Genomic DNA, 13,174 nt, shown 5'->3' with positions numbered 1-13,174 from the left:
TCCTCTCGGAACCGAGTTCCCGAAGGCGGCGGCATCGCTATTTTTGCCGCCCGCTTGAATCCGGACGCGAACGATATTCCATATGCCCGAGAATGGGGCGTTGGAGATCGACCATGCGCGAGCTATCGGCGGAAGCCCGCCTGCACCTTTACGCGCGAAACATTTCACGGAAGTCCGGAACCGGAGTTCACACCGCGGCGCTGTACAGCGCCTTTGCGGTGATCGCGGCCATCGTGTTCGGCACGCTGTCCGTCCACCCGTTCTGAGCCCTTCGGAAAATTCAAAAGCCGCCGCCTGATATCCTCAGGCGGCGGCTTTGTGTTGGCTGGATGCTGACAGCTCAGTAGCCGTAGCCGCGACCATATCCGTATCCGTAGCCGCCGCCGCAGGTGCTGCAGGTCGGCTGAACCGGCGCGTAGTAGGAATAGCCCGGCGAGACCATCTGGGTGCGCTCCTGGGTGGCGTATTGCGGCGGGATGCGCTCATAGGCGACGCCTTCGGGCGCGACCATCACCGTCCTCGGCACCATCACGGTGCGATACTGTGCCGGCGTGCGATGCGCGACGACGCGGCCCGGCGCCACCATGACGGTCTCCTGCACCGTGCGATACTGCGGCGGCACGCTCTGCACCTGATAGCAGGTCGTGCACGGCTGGGGCGGCGGCGTATAGCAGCTGTAGCAGCCGGCGGATGCCGCGCTGGTGAAGGCGGCGGTAGCAACCGCGGCAATGGTGAGAGAGAGGCTGGTGCGGAACATGCTTTCGTACCCAATTTCCTAAGAGGACAATCAAAGGCTCGGAAGCTGCACCTAACAATCAAACGGCAAGTTTGGGTTTAAGAAGACTCTTAACGGAATCTAAAAGGGCCGGCGCGGCGACCGGCCCTTTTTTGATCGATGCGTTCGCGGCTCAATGCGCGGTCTTGAACGGCGCAACGGTGATGCCCGCCTGCTTCAGCGCCTCGCGCAGGCCGCGCGCGATCTCGACGGCGCCACGCGTATCGCCATGGATGCAGACGGTATCGGTCTGCATCTTGATCACCTTGCCGGTGACCGAGACGACCGCACCGTCCTGCACCATCCGCACCACGCGATCGGCAATCGCCTTGGGATCGTGCAGCACCGCGCCGGGCTTCTTGCGCGACACCAGGTTGCCGTCGTCCTCATAGGCGCGATCGGCGAACACCTCATGCGCCATCCGCAGATTCGCCGCTTCACCCGCGCGCACCAGCTTCGAGTTGGCAAGCACCACGAAGATGAGATTGCGGTCGACTGCCTTGATCGCATTGGCGATCGCCCTTGCAGTCATGTCGTCCTCGCAGGCGACGTTGGAAATCGCGCCATGGGCCTTCACATGGGTGACCTTGTGGCCGGCCGCGGTCGCGATCGCCTGCAGGGCGCCGATCTGGTAGGCGATCAGGTTCTCGATCTCCGAGGACGTCAGTCCCGGCATCGGACGGCGGCCAAAGCCGTGCAGGTCGCGATAGCCGGGATGGGCGCCGACGCTGACGCCGCGCGCCTTCGCCAGCTCGACCGTCTTGCGCATGATGTCGGCGTCGCCGGCATGAAAGCCGCAGGCGACGTTGACCGAGGTCGCAAGCTCGATCATCGCGACATCATTGCCCATTTCCCAGGGGCCAAAGCTTTCGCCGAGATCGCAATTGAGGTCGATAGTTGAAGTCATGACGATCGATCCGTCTGTTGTTGTACAGATTCAGGGTAGCGCAACTTGCCAGGTCGACACATCGACAGCGTTGACGGCCTGACCCGCGACATTCGCATCCCGCAGCGCTTCGATGTTGAGGCCAAAATCCTCAATGCCACGGAGGCGGTCGGGCAGGGAACGCAGCAGTTCGTGGAACTTGATCGCCTCGGCCTGCGCTTCCGCCATCGTCACCGCCCTGAAGCGGAACGGCCGGCCGGCCGATATCTGCGCGAAGCGACCGAAATCGGCCGTGATCACGGTTGCGATCTTCGGATAGCCGCCGCTGGTGCCGCGGTCCGGCATCAGCACGATCGGCTGGCCGTTGCCGGGCACCTGGATGCTGCCGTTCACGGTGCCGTCGGAGACGATGTTGTGGCCGTCGAGATGCTTGATGGCGGGACCTTCGAGGCGATAGCCCATGCGGTCGCTGGTCGCCGAGATCTTCCACTCGCTGTCGACCAGCAGCTTCTTGTGGTCCTCGGCGAACTCGTCGTCCTGCGGGCCGAACACGATGCGGATCGGTGCATCGGTCGCGGCCGGCAATTCGATGCGGCGTTCGGGCGCGCCACTTGCGGCCTGCGTCGTCAACTCGTCGCCGCTTTGCAGCGGCCGCGGGTAGGGGCTGCCGAGCCCGGCGCGGGCGTTGACGGCGAGGCTGCCGAACATCGGCTCGCCTTCGATGCCGTGCTCGATCGCGAGATAGCTGAACGAGCCGCCGCGCGCGAAGCCGAGAGTGAGCGTCTCACCTTCGGCGAGCGTCGCCGAGCTGTCGAACGCGACTGGCCGGCCGCCGATATCGGCATTGCGCGACGCGCCGGCGAGGGCGACGCGCACCGCGCCGCCGCGCGCGGTGAAGCTGGCGCCGAACGGGCCGATCTCGACCGCGGCGGCGAACAGGTCATTGCCGACCAGCGTGTTGGCGGCCGCCAGCGAAAGCCGGTCCATTGCGCCGCTCGGCACGAGACCGTAGCGCTGCGAGCCCGGACGCCCGCCGTCCTGCACCGAGCTTGCCGGGCCGATCGAGGTGACGACGAGCTTGCTCATGGCGTCACCAGTTCGGCGACGAACTCGCCGGCCTCGGCGGCGCGGTCCTGTTCGGCAAAGGTCTTGGCGTCGACCGCCGTGAAGGTGATGGCGTCGCCCGGCTCCAGCAGGAAGGTCGGATCGCGATGCAACTGGTAGGTCCTCACTGGCGTGCGGCCGAGCAGGTGCCAGCCGCTCGGGCCGGCCAGACACTGCACGCCGGTCTGGATGCCGCCGATCGAAATGGTGCCAGCCGGGGTCAGGAGCCGCGGATCCTTGCGCCGCGGCATGTGCAGGAAGGTCTCCAGTCCGCTGAGATAGGACCAGCCCGGTGTGAAGCCGATCATGGCGACGCGATAGTCGCCGGCGACGTGGCGTGCCACGATCTGGTCGGGCGTGGTTTGGAGCGCCTTCGCGACATCCTCGAGATCGATGCCGTGCTCACCGCCATAGGTCACGGGAATCCGCCAGCGCCGCGTTCCGGTCTCGGTTGGCGGCGCCTTGGCGGCGCGTGCGAGCAGCTGCTCGCCCAGCCCATCGAAAGTGATCTGCACGGGGTCGTAATGCACCAGCAGCGACCGGTAGGTCGGCACGGTCTCGGTGATGCCGGCGATCGGCTCGGCGGATATCACGCGGTCGAGCGCCAGCACCCGCCGGTTGGCGGCGTCGTCGATGGTGCGGCTGAATTCCACCGTGATGGCGCTGTCGCCACTCGGCAAAAGGCGGGGAGGACTTAAGGGTTCGGCCATTGGGTCAAGCGCTGTCGTCAGCCATCAAGCTAGCGTGTTTCGAGATAAAACGGAATTCGCTTCGTGCAAAATGATGCAGCAACTTCAATAAATTAATCGGCATGCCGGCGATAAATTTGGATGATCGCAGCTTTTTCGCGCAGCCCTTGACGCAAGGCCTTTGCCCGGCAACATGCGCCAGTCTTTTCCTCCCATCGGAGCAAGCTTTCCAGATGTCACTGTCCGCCGAAGCGATCGCGACGCTGTCGCACGTGTCCACCGCCACCATCACCACCGTCCTGCTCAAGAAGGGCCTGCGCAACATCTGGATGCGCGGCACCAAGCCCTTGAAGCCCGGGCAGAAGCGGCTGGTCGGACCGGCCTTCACGCTGCGTTTCGTGCCGGCCCGTGAGGATCTGGCGACGCCGGAATCCTGGTCGTCGCCGATCTCGACCCGCACCGCGATCGAGGCGATGCCGGCGGGCTGCATTGCCGTGGTCGATGCCATGGGCATCACCGATGCCGGCATTTTCGGCGACATCCTCTGCGCCCGCATGGCCAAGCGCGGGGTGACGGCGCTGATCACCGATGGCGTGGTGCGCGACGTCGAGGGCGTGCTCGGCACCGGCCTGCCGGTGTGGTGCGACGGCTACGCGGCTCCGCCGTCGGTTGCAGGTCTGACCTTCGTCGGCTGGGGCGAACCGATCGGCTGCGGCGGCGTTGCCGTATTCCCGAACGACGTGGTGGTGGCCGACCAGGACGGCGCGGTGCTGATCCCGCAGGCGTTCCTCGATCACGTGCTGGCCGAGGGGCCGGAGCAGGAACGGATGGAAGCCTGGATCGTCAACGAGGTGAACAATGGCGCCCAGCTGCCCGGCCTGTATCCGATGAATGCCGAGACCAAGGCGCGCTACGCCGCCACCAAGAAATAACGTCAAGAAAGGGAGGTAACCCCATGGACATCCACGTTTCCGGCTCGCGGCCGACCCGCCGCGCGCCAAAGGAGAACTTTACCGGCACCGTGCTGCAGGACCCGATCAACATGGCGCCTGCGCCGGCGCGGCTCAACGCCTCGCGCGTGTCGTTCGAGCCCGGCGCACGCACCGCCTGGCACACCCATCCGCTCGGGCAGACGCTGTATGTGATCTCCGGCATCGGGCGCGTGCAGGCCAAGGGCGGCCCGATCAGGGAGATTCGTCCCGGCGATGTCGTCTGGATTCCGCCGAACGAGAAGCACTGGCATGGGGCCTCGCCGGACAACAGCATGACCCACATCGCCATGCAGGAGGCGCTCGATGGCGTCTATTCGACCTGGATGGAGCACGTCACCGACGAGGAATACAACGGCAAGGTCGGCTGAGCAGCCGCAGCAGTTCAAAAGATGAAAGCCCCGCTTATCAGGCGGGGCTTTTGATTTTATGAGACCGTAGCCCGGATGGAGCGAAGCGCAATCCGGGGCGGTCTCTCCCATGGTGAAAATCCCGGATTACGCTTCGCTCCATCCGGGCTACGATTTGCAGGCAATCAATTCACCCGCGTCCAGGTCTGGCCGCCGCAGAACATGCCGCCGAACGCGCAGCCCTGGACGCGCAGCGTGTCCGGGCGCTTCATCGCGATCGTGGAATCGTAGGTGCTGCCGCTGTTCGGATCGAAGATGCGGCCGCTCCATTTGTCCTTGCCCGGCTTCATGTTGATTAGAACCTGTTCGCCGTTGGCGTTCGATTTCTTGTCGACGGCGTAGCCGCAGAGATTGGCGCCGCATTGCTCGATGCGGATTTTGCCTTCCTTCTCTTCGGTGAGCCAGACGCCGAGCGGCGAGTTCGCTGCTTGCACGGGATTGGCGAGCGGCTTGGGCGCTGGAGCGCTCGGCGAGGCGGCGCCAACCGTTGGAGCGGTGGTGGGCTTTGCAGCCGGCGCAGTTTGCTGGACGGCTGGCGCCGCGGGCGGCGGCGGTGTGGTCGCGGCTGTAGCTGAAGGCGGCGTGGCCGCAACGCCCGTGCTGGCCGGATCTGTCGTTGTTGCGGCAGGCGCCGGCGGGACGGCGGCCTGATCGACGGCAGGCGGAGCAGCCGCTGCTGGCGCGCTGGGCGGCGCGGCCTGGGAATTCGTCTTAGCGTCCGTCTTAGTGTCCGACTTGGCGTCCGTGTTGGCTTCCTTCGGAGCCTTGCGCTTCTGCTCGGTGTCCTCGCTTTTGGCGCGTTTGGTGCGGCGGGGAGTATTGTCGTAGACGCCGGGGATCGAAACCGTGCCGCGATCGGGATCGATGCGAATAGTGCGGCCGCCGTAATCGAATGTGTACTGCGCCTGCGCTGCGGCCGTGCTTGCCAGCACGAGCGTGGCGATCGCCAGAAGCTTTCTCATCCCGACCTCCGGTGCAGGGAGCCTCGTTCGCAAGGCTATCCGGTGACCACCCCGTTGAACGTGTTCCAGATCACGGTCAGAACATGAGTCGTAGCCTCGCGGTCTAGGTTCAAATCGCTGGATTGCGGTCTGGTTTCAGGCCGTGCGCTTCAAATTCTGAGCGTGGCGCGGGCTATTCGAACCACGTGGCGTAGATCTTCGCGTAGCTGCCATCTTCGCGCGCGATGTGAAGCCATTGGTCGACGAACGCTTTCAAGGCGACGTCGCGCTGCATCCAATAGGCCTTTTCCGCGAAGTCGAACGGCTTGTCGGGATGCACGGCGCACAGCACGCCGGGATGCAGCTTCTGCTGATAGCGCGTCTCGGATGCATCGGTCATCATCAGGTCGGCGTCGCCCTTGGCGATCTCGTCGAAGATCTTGGTGTTGTCGTTGAAGACGCGGATCTCAGCGGTTTTCACATGGGCGCGCGCGAAGCGCTCATTGGTGCCGCCGGGATTGACGATGATTCGGGTGCCGGGTTTGTCGATTTCGGCGATCGTCTCAAACTTGCCCTTGTCGGCGCAGCGCGCGATTGGCGTCTTGCCCTCGCGCATGATCGGCGTCGAGAACAGACCCTTCTTCTGCCGATCGAAGGTGATGGATACGCCACCCATCGCGATGTCGAAATCGTCGGCCTCGAAATCCCTGGTCATCTGCGGCCACGATGTCGGCACGAACTCGACCTTGACGCCGAGCGCCTTGCCGAGTGACTGCGCCATGTCGACGTCGAAGCCGCGGAAAGCCTTGGTCTCCTTGTCGAGATAGGTGAAGGGCAAATAGTCGCCGGTCATGCCGACGCGCAGGATACCGCGCTTGACGATCTCATCGAGCCGAGACGGTGCCTGCTGCGCGTGCGCGGTGGACAGGAGCAAGGCGAAGGCGAGGCCGGCCAGCGCGCGAAACATCGGGGTCTTCTCCATCCGCATTTGATTGCGATGCCCGAAGGGCACGTATCGCGTCTCAGGCCTCGTTGCTGTCCTTGCTCGCCTGATTGATGGTCGCAGTGCGGCTGAGCATCTCGTGCTTGAAATGCTCGAAACGCCGCCGCGCGTGGGCCTCGCGATCGTCGACGAATTTGATCGCGGCGTCCCGCTCCATCGGGCCGTTGACGAGCGGGGTCGATGCCTCGCCGACGGTCTCGTCGACATAATATTCGGCGCCGTCCTGGCGCACCGTCCAGCGGAAGCGCAGCGCGGCCATCGGGCCCGGGCCGGACTTGGAATAGCCATTGGCCTCGATCGATTGGGGCGGCGGCTGGATCGACTCCGGCTCCACTTCCGGCTCGCTCGGCTCCGGTTCGGTTGGCTCCGGTTCACTTGCCTCAGCTTTACTTGGCTCAGGCTGTTCGACCGGCTCGGGCGCCTCGATCGGAGGCGGCTCGACCGCCGTCGGCTCGGCAGGCGCGGCATCGACGGACACGGCCGCGATGGACTCGACCTGGATGGACGGCGGCAAAGGCGGCGGCATCGCTATGGACGCCGGCGGCTCCGCGGCGGGCTCAACTGGCTTGCCCGCCGTCTTGTCGGTCGACTTGGAGGTCTCGGGAGGTGTGGTCGTCTGGTCGAGAATGCTCGCGATTGCGGCCAGCGCATTGTCGGTCGGGTCATTCACGGTTTGGTCTCCCAGGCTGACGGCGCGCGGAATCGTGGCGACGCTCTCCCTATCTACCTGATCTAACTATCGTTTGTCAGCCCCGGCGGTTCTGGCGCGCAGTCTTGAGGCGAAGCGGGATCCGTTTCGCCTGAAAGCGTCGCTAGGCACAAACCGGCGGACGTCGGTCCTTCCAAGGGCGAACCTGCTCGAGCTGGCCGGCCAGGCGGAACAGCAGTCCTTCTTCGCCGAGCTTGGCCGCGAACATCATGCCGAGCGGCAGACCGGCCTTGTTCCAGGCCAGCGGCACCGACATTGCCGGCTGTCCGGACATGTTGAACATCGAGGTGCCCGGCATGTAGCGGCGCAGCACCGGCGCGATGTGGCCGAGGTCTTCGGACATCGTGTTCAGCTCGCCGAGGCGGAGCGGCGGTGCGCACAGCGTCGGGCTGAGGAAGATGTCGCAACCTTCGAAGAAGGTCGCAAGCGCGCGCGAGATCTGGAACGCCGCAAGCTGCGCGGCGACGTAGTCGGCCGGGTTCATCTTGGTCGCATTCTGGGCGCTGGCGAGCGTCAGCCGCTCGACATCGTCCGACGTCAGGGTGCGCCCGACGCGCTGCTCGAGTAGACGGATCGTCAGCGCCGTGTTGCCGCCGACGATGGTCGTCATGACCGCGGCGGGATCGGCCGCCAGCGGCGGCGCACGCTCCTCGACATGATGGCCGAGCCCCGCCAGCAGCTTGGCTACGTCGCGGACCGCCGCGGCGATCTCGGGATCGATGGCATCGCCGTAGGGCGACTTGTCGGTGAAGCTGATGCGCAAATGGCCGGGATCGCGGCCGACTTCCTGCGAGAACGGTCGCTCCGGCGGCGGCGCGACATAGAGGCTCGACGGCTCCGGACCGTGGATCGCATCCATCATCACCGCGCTGTCGCGGACGCTGATGCTGAGCACATGGCCGACGGAGAAGCCGCCCCAGCCTTCGCCGCGATCGGGCCCGCAGGGGTTGCGGGCACGCGTCGGCTTCATGCCGAACACGCCGGAGGCGGAGGCGGGGATCCGAATCGACCCGCCGCCGTCGCTGGCATGCGCGACGGGCAGGATGCGGGCCGCGACCGCAGCCCCAGCGCCGCCGGACGAGCCGCCGGAGGAATGGTCGAGATTCCAGGGATTGCGGGTGGGGCCGAACAGACGGGATTCAGTCGTCGGCATCAGGCCGAATTCCGGGCTCGAGCTCTTGCCGAAGATTGCAAGCCCGGCATCGAGGAAACGCTGGGCCAGGGTGCCGTTGTGATCGGCGACGAAGTCCTTCAGCAGGCTGGCGCCCGACGTGGTGCGTGTGCCCTCGAGCAGATCTAGGTCCTTCAGCAGGAACGGCACGCCGGTGAAGGGACCGTCAGGCAGCCCCTTGGCGATCTGGCGCTCGGCATAGTCGTAGTGCTTGACGACCACAGCGTTGATCTTCGGATCGACGGCGGCGGTGCGCGCGATCGCCTCGTCGAGCAGTTCCTTCGGCGTCACGTCCTTGTTGCGGACGAGTTCGGCGAGACCGACCGCATCGTAGTTGCCGAATTCCTTGAAAGCCATGTGGGTACTCCGCATCGCCGGGCCGATCCTTTCGGATCGGCCGCGGCGCAAACGAGGAAGGCTGAAAGCTCAGCCGAGGACGTCCTGGTTGATCACGTTCTGGCGCAGCGGATTGCCATCCAGCACGCTCAGGATATTGCGTGCGGTCTGCTCGCTCATGCGGTCGACGGCCTCGACCGTGACGCCTGCCACGTGCGGCGCCATGATCACGTTGGGCAAAGCGTGCAGGGGCTGGCCGACCGGCGGCGGTTCGACCTCGAACACGTCGAGGCCGGCGCCGGCGAGCTTGCCCGACACCAGCGCGTCGTGCAGCGCCGTCTCGTCGACGATGCCGCCGCGGGCGGTGTTGATGAGATAGGCGGTCGGCTTCATCAGCCTGATCCGCGCGGCGTTGAACAGCCCGACGGTTTCGGGATTCTTCGGGCAATGGATCGTGACGAAGTCCGCCCGCGGCAGCGCCGCTTCGAGGCTCGACACGGCCTCGCAGCCGGCTGCCGTGATCTCGCTGGCGGGCTTGTAGGGATCGTAGACCAGCACGTTCATTTCCATGGCGAGGCAGCGCTTGGCGGTGCGGGTGCCGATGCGGCCGAAGCCAACGATCAGGACGGTCTTGCCGTAGAGATCGAACGGCAGCACGCCGAGCCGGCTCGCCCAGGTGCCGTCCTTGACCATCGTGTGCATTTCCTGCGCGCGCTTGGCCAGCGTCAGCATCATGAACACAGCTTGTTCGGCGACCGACGGCGAGTTCGCCGTGCCAGCGACCATCAGCGGCACCTTGCGGCGCGACAGCGCCGGAACGTCGACGGCGTCATAGCCGACACCGATCCGGGTCACCACCATCATGCCCTTGGACGCCTCCAGCTCCGCCTCGCCGAAGCGGGTTGCGCCCAGCGCCACGCCATGGACCGGCGCATGCTGCTCGAGCATGGTCTGAAAGTCCTTGGCGGAGATCAGGTTGGGAAATTCGATGAGTTCTACGTCATCCCGCTCGTTGAGGAGCACCCGTGCCCCCGGTGACAAAGTCTGGGTGACGAAAATCTTCTTCTTGTTGGTGGCCATTTCCTGCCCTTGAGGTTTCTTGTGCGCCGTCAAAGGACGACGCCGGTCACCTCGTTTAGCAAATGCATATTGTTGAGGTCCACAGCCAATCGGAGCGGGCTGCCATCCTGCGCACCGGCATTGGGATTGACCCGGCCGCAGACCTGGGTGCCCTCGAGCGTGAAATAGACCAGGGTCTCCATCCCCATCGGCTCGGTGACGTCGAGCATCGCGTCGAACGGCTCGATGCCGGGTTCGGCATGCGGCCGCGCCTCCATGACGTGCTCGGGCCGAATGCCCAGCAACAGCTTGTCGGTGCGGGGGAGAGCCTGGTAGCGGGCGGCGCGTGCCGGCGGCAGCGCGAAGGCGAGGCGATCGGTCAGCCGCACGTTGAGCTTGCCGCCGGTGTCCTCGAGCCGACAGGGCACGAAATTCATCGCGGGCGAGCCGATGAAGCTTGCGACGAACCGGGTCGCCGGCTTGTGATAGAGCTCGTTGGGCGTGCCGATCTGCTCGATCCTGCCGTGATTCATCACCACCACGCGGTCGGCGAGCGTCATCGCCTCGACCTGGTCGTGGGTGACGTAGACGGTCGTGGTGCGGACCTTCTGATGCACCTTCTTGATCTCGATCCGCATCTGCACGCGCAGCTTGGCGTCGAGGTTGGACAGCGGCTCGTCGAACAGAAACACCTTCGGATTGCGCACGATCGCCCGTCCCATCGCGACGCGCTGGCGCTGGCCGCCGGAGAGCTGCTTCGGCTTGCGGTCGATCAGATCGGTGATGTCGAGCATGCGGGCGGCCTCGGTGACCCGGCTCTTGATCTCCGCCTTGGGATAGTGCTTCAGCCGCAGACCGAACGACATGTTCTCGGCAACGGTCATATGCGGATAGAGCGCATAGTTCTGGAACACCATCGCGATGTCGCGGTCCTTCGGCGGCACGTCGTTGACGACGTCGCCGCCGATCATGATGTCGCCGTCGGAAATGTCCTCGAGGCCGGCGATCATCCGCAGCGTCGTCGACTTGCCGCAGCCGCTCGGCCCGACCAGCACCACGAACTCATGGTCGGCGATATCAAGGTCGATGCCGCGCACCGCCTCGACCTCGTCGTAACGCTTCACAACCTTCCGCAAACTGACATCAGCCATAAGTTCAACCCTTTGTCGCACCGGCGGTCAGGCCGGCAATGTAGTAGTCCATCAGGAAGGCATAGATGATCAGCGGCGGCGCGGCGCCGAGCAGGGCGCCGGTCATGATCTGTCCCCAGTTGAAGACGTCACCCTTGATCAGGGTCGTGATGATGCCGACCGGCAGCACCAGCTGATCGGTCGATGTCGTGAACACCAGCGGATAGAGGAACTGAGCCCAGGAGACGGTGAAGGCAAAGATCGTGGCCGCGATCAGGCCGGGCAGCGCGACCGGGATGAAGATCCGGGTCAGCGTCTGGAACCAGCTCGCGCCGTCGATGATCGCCGCCTCGTCGAGCTCCTTCGGGATCGAGGCGAAATAGCCGATCATGATCCAGGTGCAGAACGGCACCGTCAGCGTCGGGTAGATGAACAGCAGCACGTACCAGCGATTGACCAGCTGGATGCCGGTCCAGTCGCCGAACACGGCGAACATCTTGAACAGCGGAATGAACAGCAGGCTGTCCGGAATGAGATAGGTGAGGAACACGCCGGTCGCGAGCGTCGCCGAACCCCAGAATTTCATCCGCGCCAGCGCAAAGGCCGCCGGCACGCTGATCAGCATCGTGATGGTGACCACGATGATCGAGACCCAGGCCGAGTTCCAGAAGAAGCGCAGGAACTGGTTCGAGGTCAGGAGCTCGGTGTAGTTGCTGAGTGTCGGGTGATAGACCCACCACGGATTGGTCGCGGCCGAGATCTCGGCGCTGCTCTTCAGCGAGGTGATCAGCATGTAGATCGGCGGCGTCAGCGAGAAGATCGCAAACAGCACCAGGAAAAAATAAGACCAGCGTAGCGCCCAGGCGCGGTCGCGGCTCATGCTGCCGTACTTGACCTTGCGGGTCGGTCCGGACTTGTCGATCGTCAGGGAGCTCATCAGGCTTCGTTCCCGCGTTTGGTGATGTCGCGCAGGATGAAGATCGCCGCGACCGCGAGGATCGGCACCATGAACAGCGAAACGCTGGCGCCGAGCGGCACATCGCTGCCCTCGATGCCGACGCGGAACGCCCAGGTGGCGAAGATATGGGTGTGGTCGAGCGGCCCGCCCGCGGTCAGGATGCGCACGATGTCGAAATTGGCGAAGGTCACGATCAGCGAGAACAGCGTCGTGATCGCGATGATGTTGCGCATCATCGGCAGGGTCACGTACCAGATGCGCTGCCACCAATTGGCGCCGTCGATCGCGGCCGCCTCATAAAGCTGGTCGGGTACCGATTTCAACGCCGCCAGATACATGATCATGAAGAATGGCGCGCCGTACCAGACGTTGACCAGGATCACCGAGAAGCGCGCCCACATCGCATCGCCGGTCCACGGGATCGGCCCGATGCCGAAGAAGGAAAGCGTGTAGTTGAAGGCGCTGTAGGAGGGGTCGAACAGCCAGAGCCACGCCAGCGTGCTCATCGCCGGCGGGATTACCCATGGCACCAGCAGCATGCCGCGCCACTTGCGCTGCTTGTTGGCGGGTACGTTGTGCACGAAATGCGCGACGATGAAGCCGATCAGGGCTTTGAAGATCACCGCCGAGATCGCGAAAATGCAGGATTGCTTGACCACCAGCCAGAAGGTGTCGCGCTTGAACAGGAACTCGAAATTGCCGAACCCGACGAACTTCGTCATCGCCTTGTTCAGCGTTGCAAGGTGCAAGGAGTAGAGGGCCGGGTAGAGCACCAGGATCGCGATCAGGAGGATCAGCGGCAAGGTCATCAGGAACGCGGCCATCGACTTGCGCCGCAGCGCGTTGCGCAGGCCGACGCGCCTTCGTCCCGTCTGGGCAGCGGCTGCGCGGTTGGATTGGAATGCGACATCAACCATAACGCAGGTCCCTCGCGCGGGTTGGTTGCACAGCTCGCCGGTCCGACGGCTGGGATGTGAAGACGGGACCTCGCGCGGCCAACATTACGGGTGGTCG

At 64.8% G+C, this 13,174-nt stretch carries 15 protein-coding genes; 3 read left to right on the top strand and 12 right to left on the bottom strand.

The window, feature by feature from the left end:
• Positions 1-113 precede the first annotated feature (113 nt).
• Positions 114-266 (top strand): hypothetical protein, encoded by a 153-nt coding sequence (locus tag QA635_RS22330; RefSeq protein WP_211986830.1) that lies wholly within the window; start codon positions 114-116, stop codon positions 264-266.
• Positions 267-340: 74 nt separating this feature from the next.
• On the opposite strand, the gene QA635_RS22325 is transcribed toward QA635_RS22330, so the two are convergent.
• The 4 genes from QA635_RS22325 to pxpB all read right to left on the bottom strand — a co-directional run bounded on the left by QA635_RS22325 (position 341) and on the right by pxpB (position 3,475).
• Entirely contained in the window at positions 341-757 is a 417-nt protein-coding gene (locus QA635_RS22325) for a hypothetical protein (RefSeq protein WP_283061487.1), read from the bottom strand.
• Between the two features lie 151 nt (positions 758-908).
• Positions 909-1,682: a LamB/YcsF family protein gene (locus tag QA635_RS22320; RefSeq protein ID WP_225161694.1), complete on the bottom strand. Its 774-nt coding sequence runs from the start codon at positions 1,680-1,682 to the stop codon at positions 909-911.
• 30 nt (positions 1,683-1,712) lie between these two features.
• Complete coding sequence (locus tag QA635_RS22315) at positions 1,713-2,747, bottom strand: 5-oxoprolinase subunit C family protein (protein WP_283061485.1); 1,035 nt, start codon at positions 2,745-2,747, stop codon at positions 1,713-1,715.
• Complete coding sequence (gene pxpB / locus QA635_RS22310) at positions 2,744-3,475, bottom strand: 5-oxoprolinase subunit PxpB (RefSeq protein ID WP_283061483.1); 732 nt, start codon at positions 3,473-3,475, stop codon at positions 2,744-2,746. The genes QA635_RS22315 and pxpB overlap by 4 nt, the downstream gene beginning before the upstream one ends.
• Positions 3,476-3,687: 212 nt before the next feature.
• Here pxpB and QA635_RS22305 point away from each other — a divergent pair, with 212 nt between their 5' ends.
• The gene (locus tag QA635_RS22305) at positions 3,688-4,386 is read left to right on the top strand and encodes a ribonuclease activity regulator RraA (RefSeq protein WP_076828879.1); all 699 of its coding nucleotides are present in this window, start codon (positions 3,688-3,690) and stop codon (positions 4,384-4,386) included.
• A gap of 23 nt (positions 4,387-4,409) precedes the next feature.
• Positions 4,410-4,814, top strand: a complete 405-nt coding sequence (locus QA635_RS22300; protein WP_016847553.1) for a (R)-mandelonitrile lyase — start codon at positions 4,410-4,412, stop codon at positions 4,812-4,814.
• A gap of 164 nt (positions 4,815-4,978) precedes the next feature.
• On the opposite strand, the gene QA635_RS22295 is transcribed toward QA635_RS22300, so the two are convergent.
• From QA635_RS22295 to QA635_RS22260, 8 genes are all read right to left on the bottom strand, one after another.
• Positions 4,979-5,815: a DUF2147 domain-containing protein gene (locus QA635_RS22295; RefSeq protein WP_283061478.1), complete on the bottom strand. Its 837-nt coding sequence runs from the start codon at positions 5,813-5,815 to the stop codon at positions 4,979-4,981.
• Between the two features lie 172 nt (positions 5,816-5,987).
• On the bottom strand, positions 5,988-6,761 hold the full coding sequence (locus QA635_RS22290) for a transporter substrate-binding domain-containing protein (protein ID WP_283061477.1): 774 nt from the start codon (positions 6,759-6,761) through the stop codon (positions 5,988-5,990).
• A gap of 55 nt (positions 6,762-6,816) precedes the next feature.
• The gene (locus tag QA635_RS22285) at positions 6,817-7,467 is read right to left on the bottom strand and encodes a hypothetical protein (RefSeq protein ID WP_283061475.1); all 651 of its coding nucleotides are present in this window, start codon (positions 7,465-7,467) and stop codon (positions 6,817-6,819) included.
• Between the two features lie 142 nt (positions 7,468-7,609).
• Positions 7,610-9,034, bottom strand: a complete 1,425-nt coding sequence (locus tag QA635_RS22280; RefSeq protein WP_168856371.1) for an amidase — start codon at positions 9,032-9,034, stop codon at positions 7,610-7,612.
• A 69-nt stretch (positions 9,035-9,103) separates the two neighbouring features.
• Positions 9,104-10,093 carry a hydroxyacid dehydrogenase gene (locus QA635_RS22275; protein WP_283061473.1) on the bottom strand — a complete coding sequence of 330 codons (990 nt, stop codon included), beginning with the start codon at positions 10,091-10,093 and terminating at the stop codon, positions 9,104-9,106.
• Positions 10,094-10,122: 29 nt separating this feature from the next.
• Positions 10,123-11,223 (bottom strand): ABC transporter ATP-binding protein, encoded by a 1,101-nt coding sequence (locus QA635_RS22270; RefSeq protein ID WP_253608630.1) that lies wholly within the window; start codon positions 11,221-11,223, stop codon positions 10,123-10,125.
• A gap of 4 nt (positions 11,224-11,227) precedes the next feature.
• Positions 11,228-12,139, bottom strand: coding sequence for a carbohydrate ABC transporter permease (locus QA635_RS22265; protein ID WP_225164406.1), 912 nt, complete (start codon positions 12,137-12,139; stop codon positions 11,228-11,230).
• On the bottom strand, positions 12,139-13,077 hold the full coding sequence (locus QA635_RS22260; RefSeq protein ID WP_028340672.1) for a carbohydrate ABC transporter permease: 939 nt from the start codon (positions 13,075-13,077) through the stop codon (positions 12,139-12,141). The genes QA635_RS22265 and QA635_RS22260 overlap by 1 nt, the downstream gene beginning before the upstream one ends.
• Between the last annotated feature and the right edge of the window lie 97 nt (positions 13,078-13,174).

The organism is Bradyrhizobium brasilense, from assembly GCF_029714345.1.
Classification (GTDB): Bacteria; Pseudomonadota; Alphaproteobacteria; order Rhizobiales; family Xanthobacteraceae; genus Bradyrhizobium; species Bradyrhizobium australafricanum.
This window is presented reverse-complemented; position numbering and strand designations above follow the sequence as displayed.

Coding starts and splice junctions, on each gene's coding strand:
- pxpB (WP_283061483.1), bottom strand. CDS start 3,475: ATGGCCGAACCCTTAAGTCCTCCCCGCCTTTTGCCGAGTGGCGACAGC.
- QA635_RS22315 (WP_283061485.1), bottom strand. CDS start 2,747: ATGAGCAAGCTCGTCGTCACCTCGATCGGCCCGGCAAGCTCGGTGCAG.
- QA635_RS22320 (WP_225161694.1), bottom strand. CDS start 1,682: ATGACTTCAACTATCGACCTCAATTGCGATCTCGGCGAAAGCTTTGGC.
- QA635_RS22260 (WP_028340672.1), bottom strand. CDS start 13,077: ATGGTTGATGTCGCATTCCAATCCAACCGCGCAGCCGCTGCCCAGACG.
- QA635_RS22265 (WP_225164406.1), bottom strand. CDS start 12,139: ATGAGCTCCCTGACGATCGACAAGTCCGGACCGACCCGCAAGGTCAAG.
- QA635_RS22300 (WP_016847553.1), top strand. CDS start 4,410: ATGGACATCCACGTTTCCGGCTCGCGGCCGACCCGCCGCGCGCCAAAG.
- QA635_RS22270 (WP_253608630.1), bottom strand. CDS start 11,223: ATGGCTGATGTCAGTTTGCGGAAGGTTGTGAAGCGTTACGACGAGGTC.
- QA635_RS22290 (WP_283061477.1), bottom strand. CDS start 6,761: ATGTTTCGCGCGCTGGCCGGCCTCGCCTTCGCCTTGCTCCTGTCCACC.
- QA635_RS22325 (WP_283061487.1), bottom strand. CDS start 757: ATGTTCCGCACCAGCCTCTCTCTCACCATTGCCGCGGTTGCTACCGCC.
- QA635_RS22295 (WP_283061478.1), bottom strand. CDS start 5,815: ATGAGAAAGCTTCTGGCGATCGCCACGCTCGTGCTGGCAAGCACGGCC.
- QA635_RS22275 (WP_283061473.1), bottom strand. CDS start 10,093: ATGGCCACCAACAAGAAGAAGATTTTCGTCACCCAGACTTTGTCACCG.
- QA635_RS22280 (WP_168856371.1), bottom strand. CDS start 9,034: ATGGCTTTCAAGGAATTCGGCAACTACGATGCGGTCGGTCTCGCCGAA.
- QA635_RS22305 (WP_076828879.1), top strand. CDS start 3,688: ATGTCACTGTCCGCCGAAGCGATCGCGACGCTGTCGCACGTGTCCACC.
- QA635_RS22330 (WP_211986830.1), top strand. CDS start 114: ATGCGCGAGCTATCGGCGGAAGCCCGCCTGCACCTTTACGCGCGAAAC.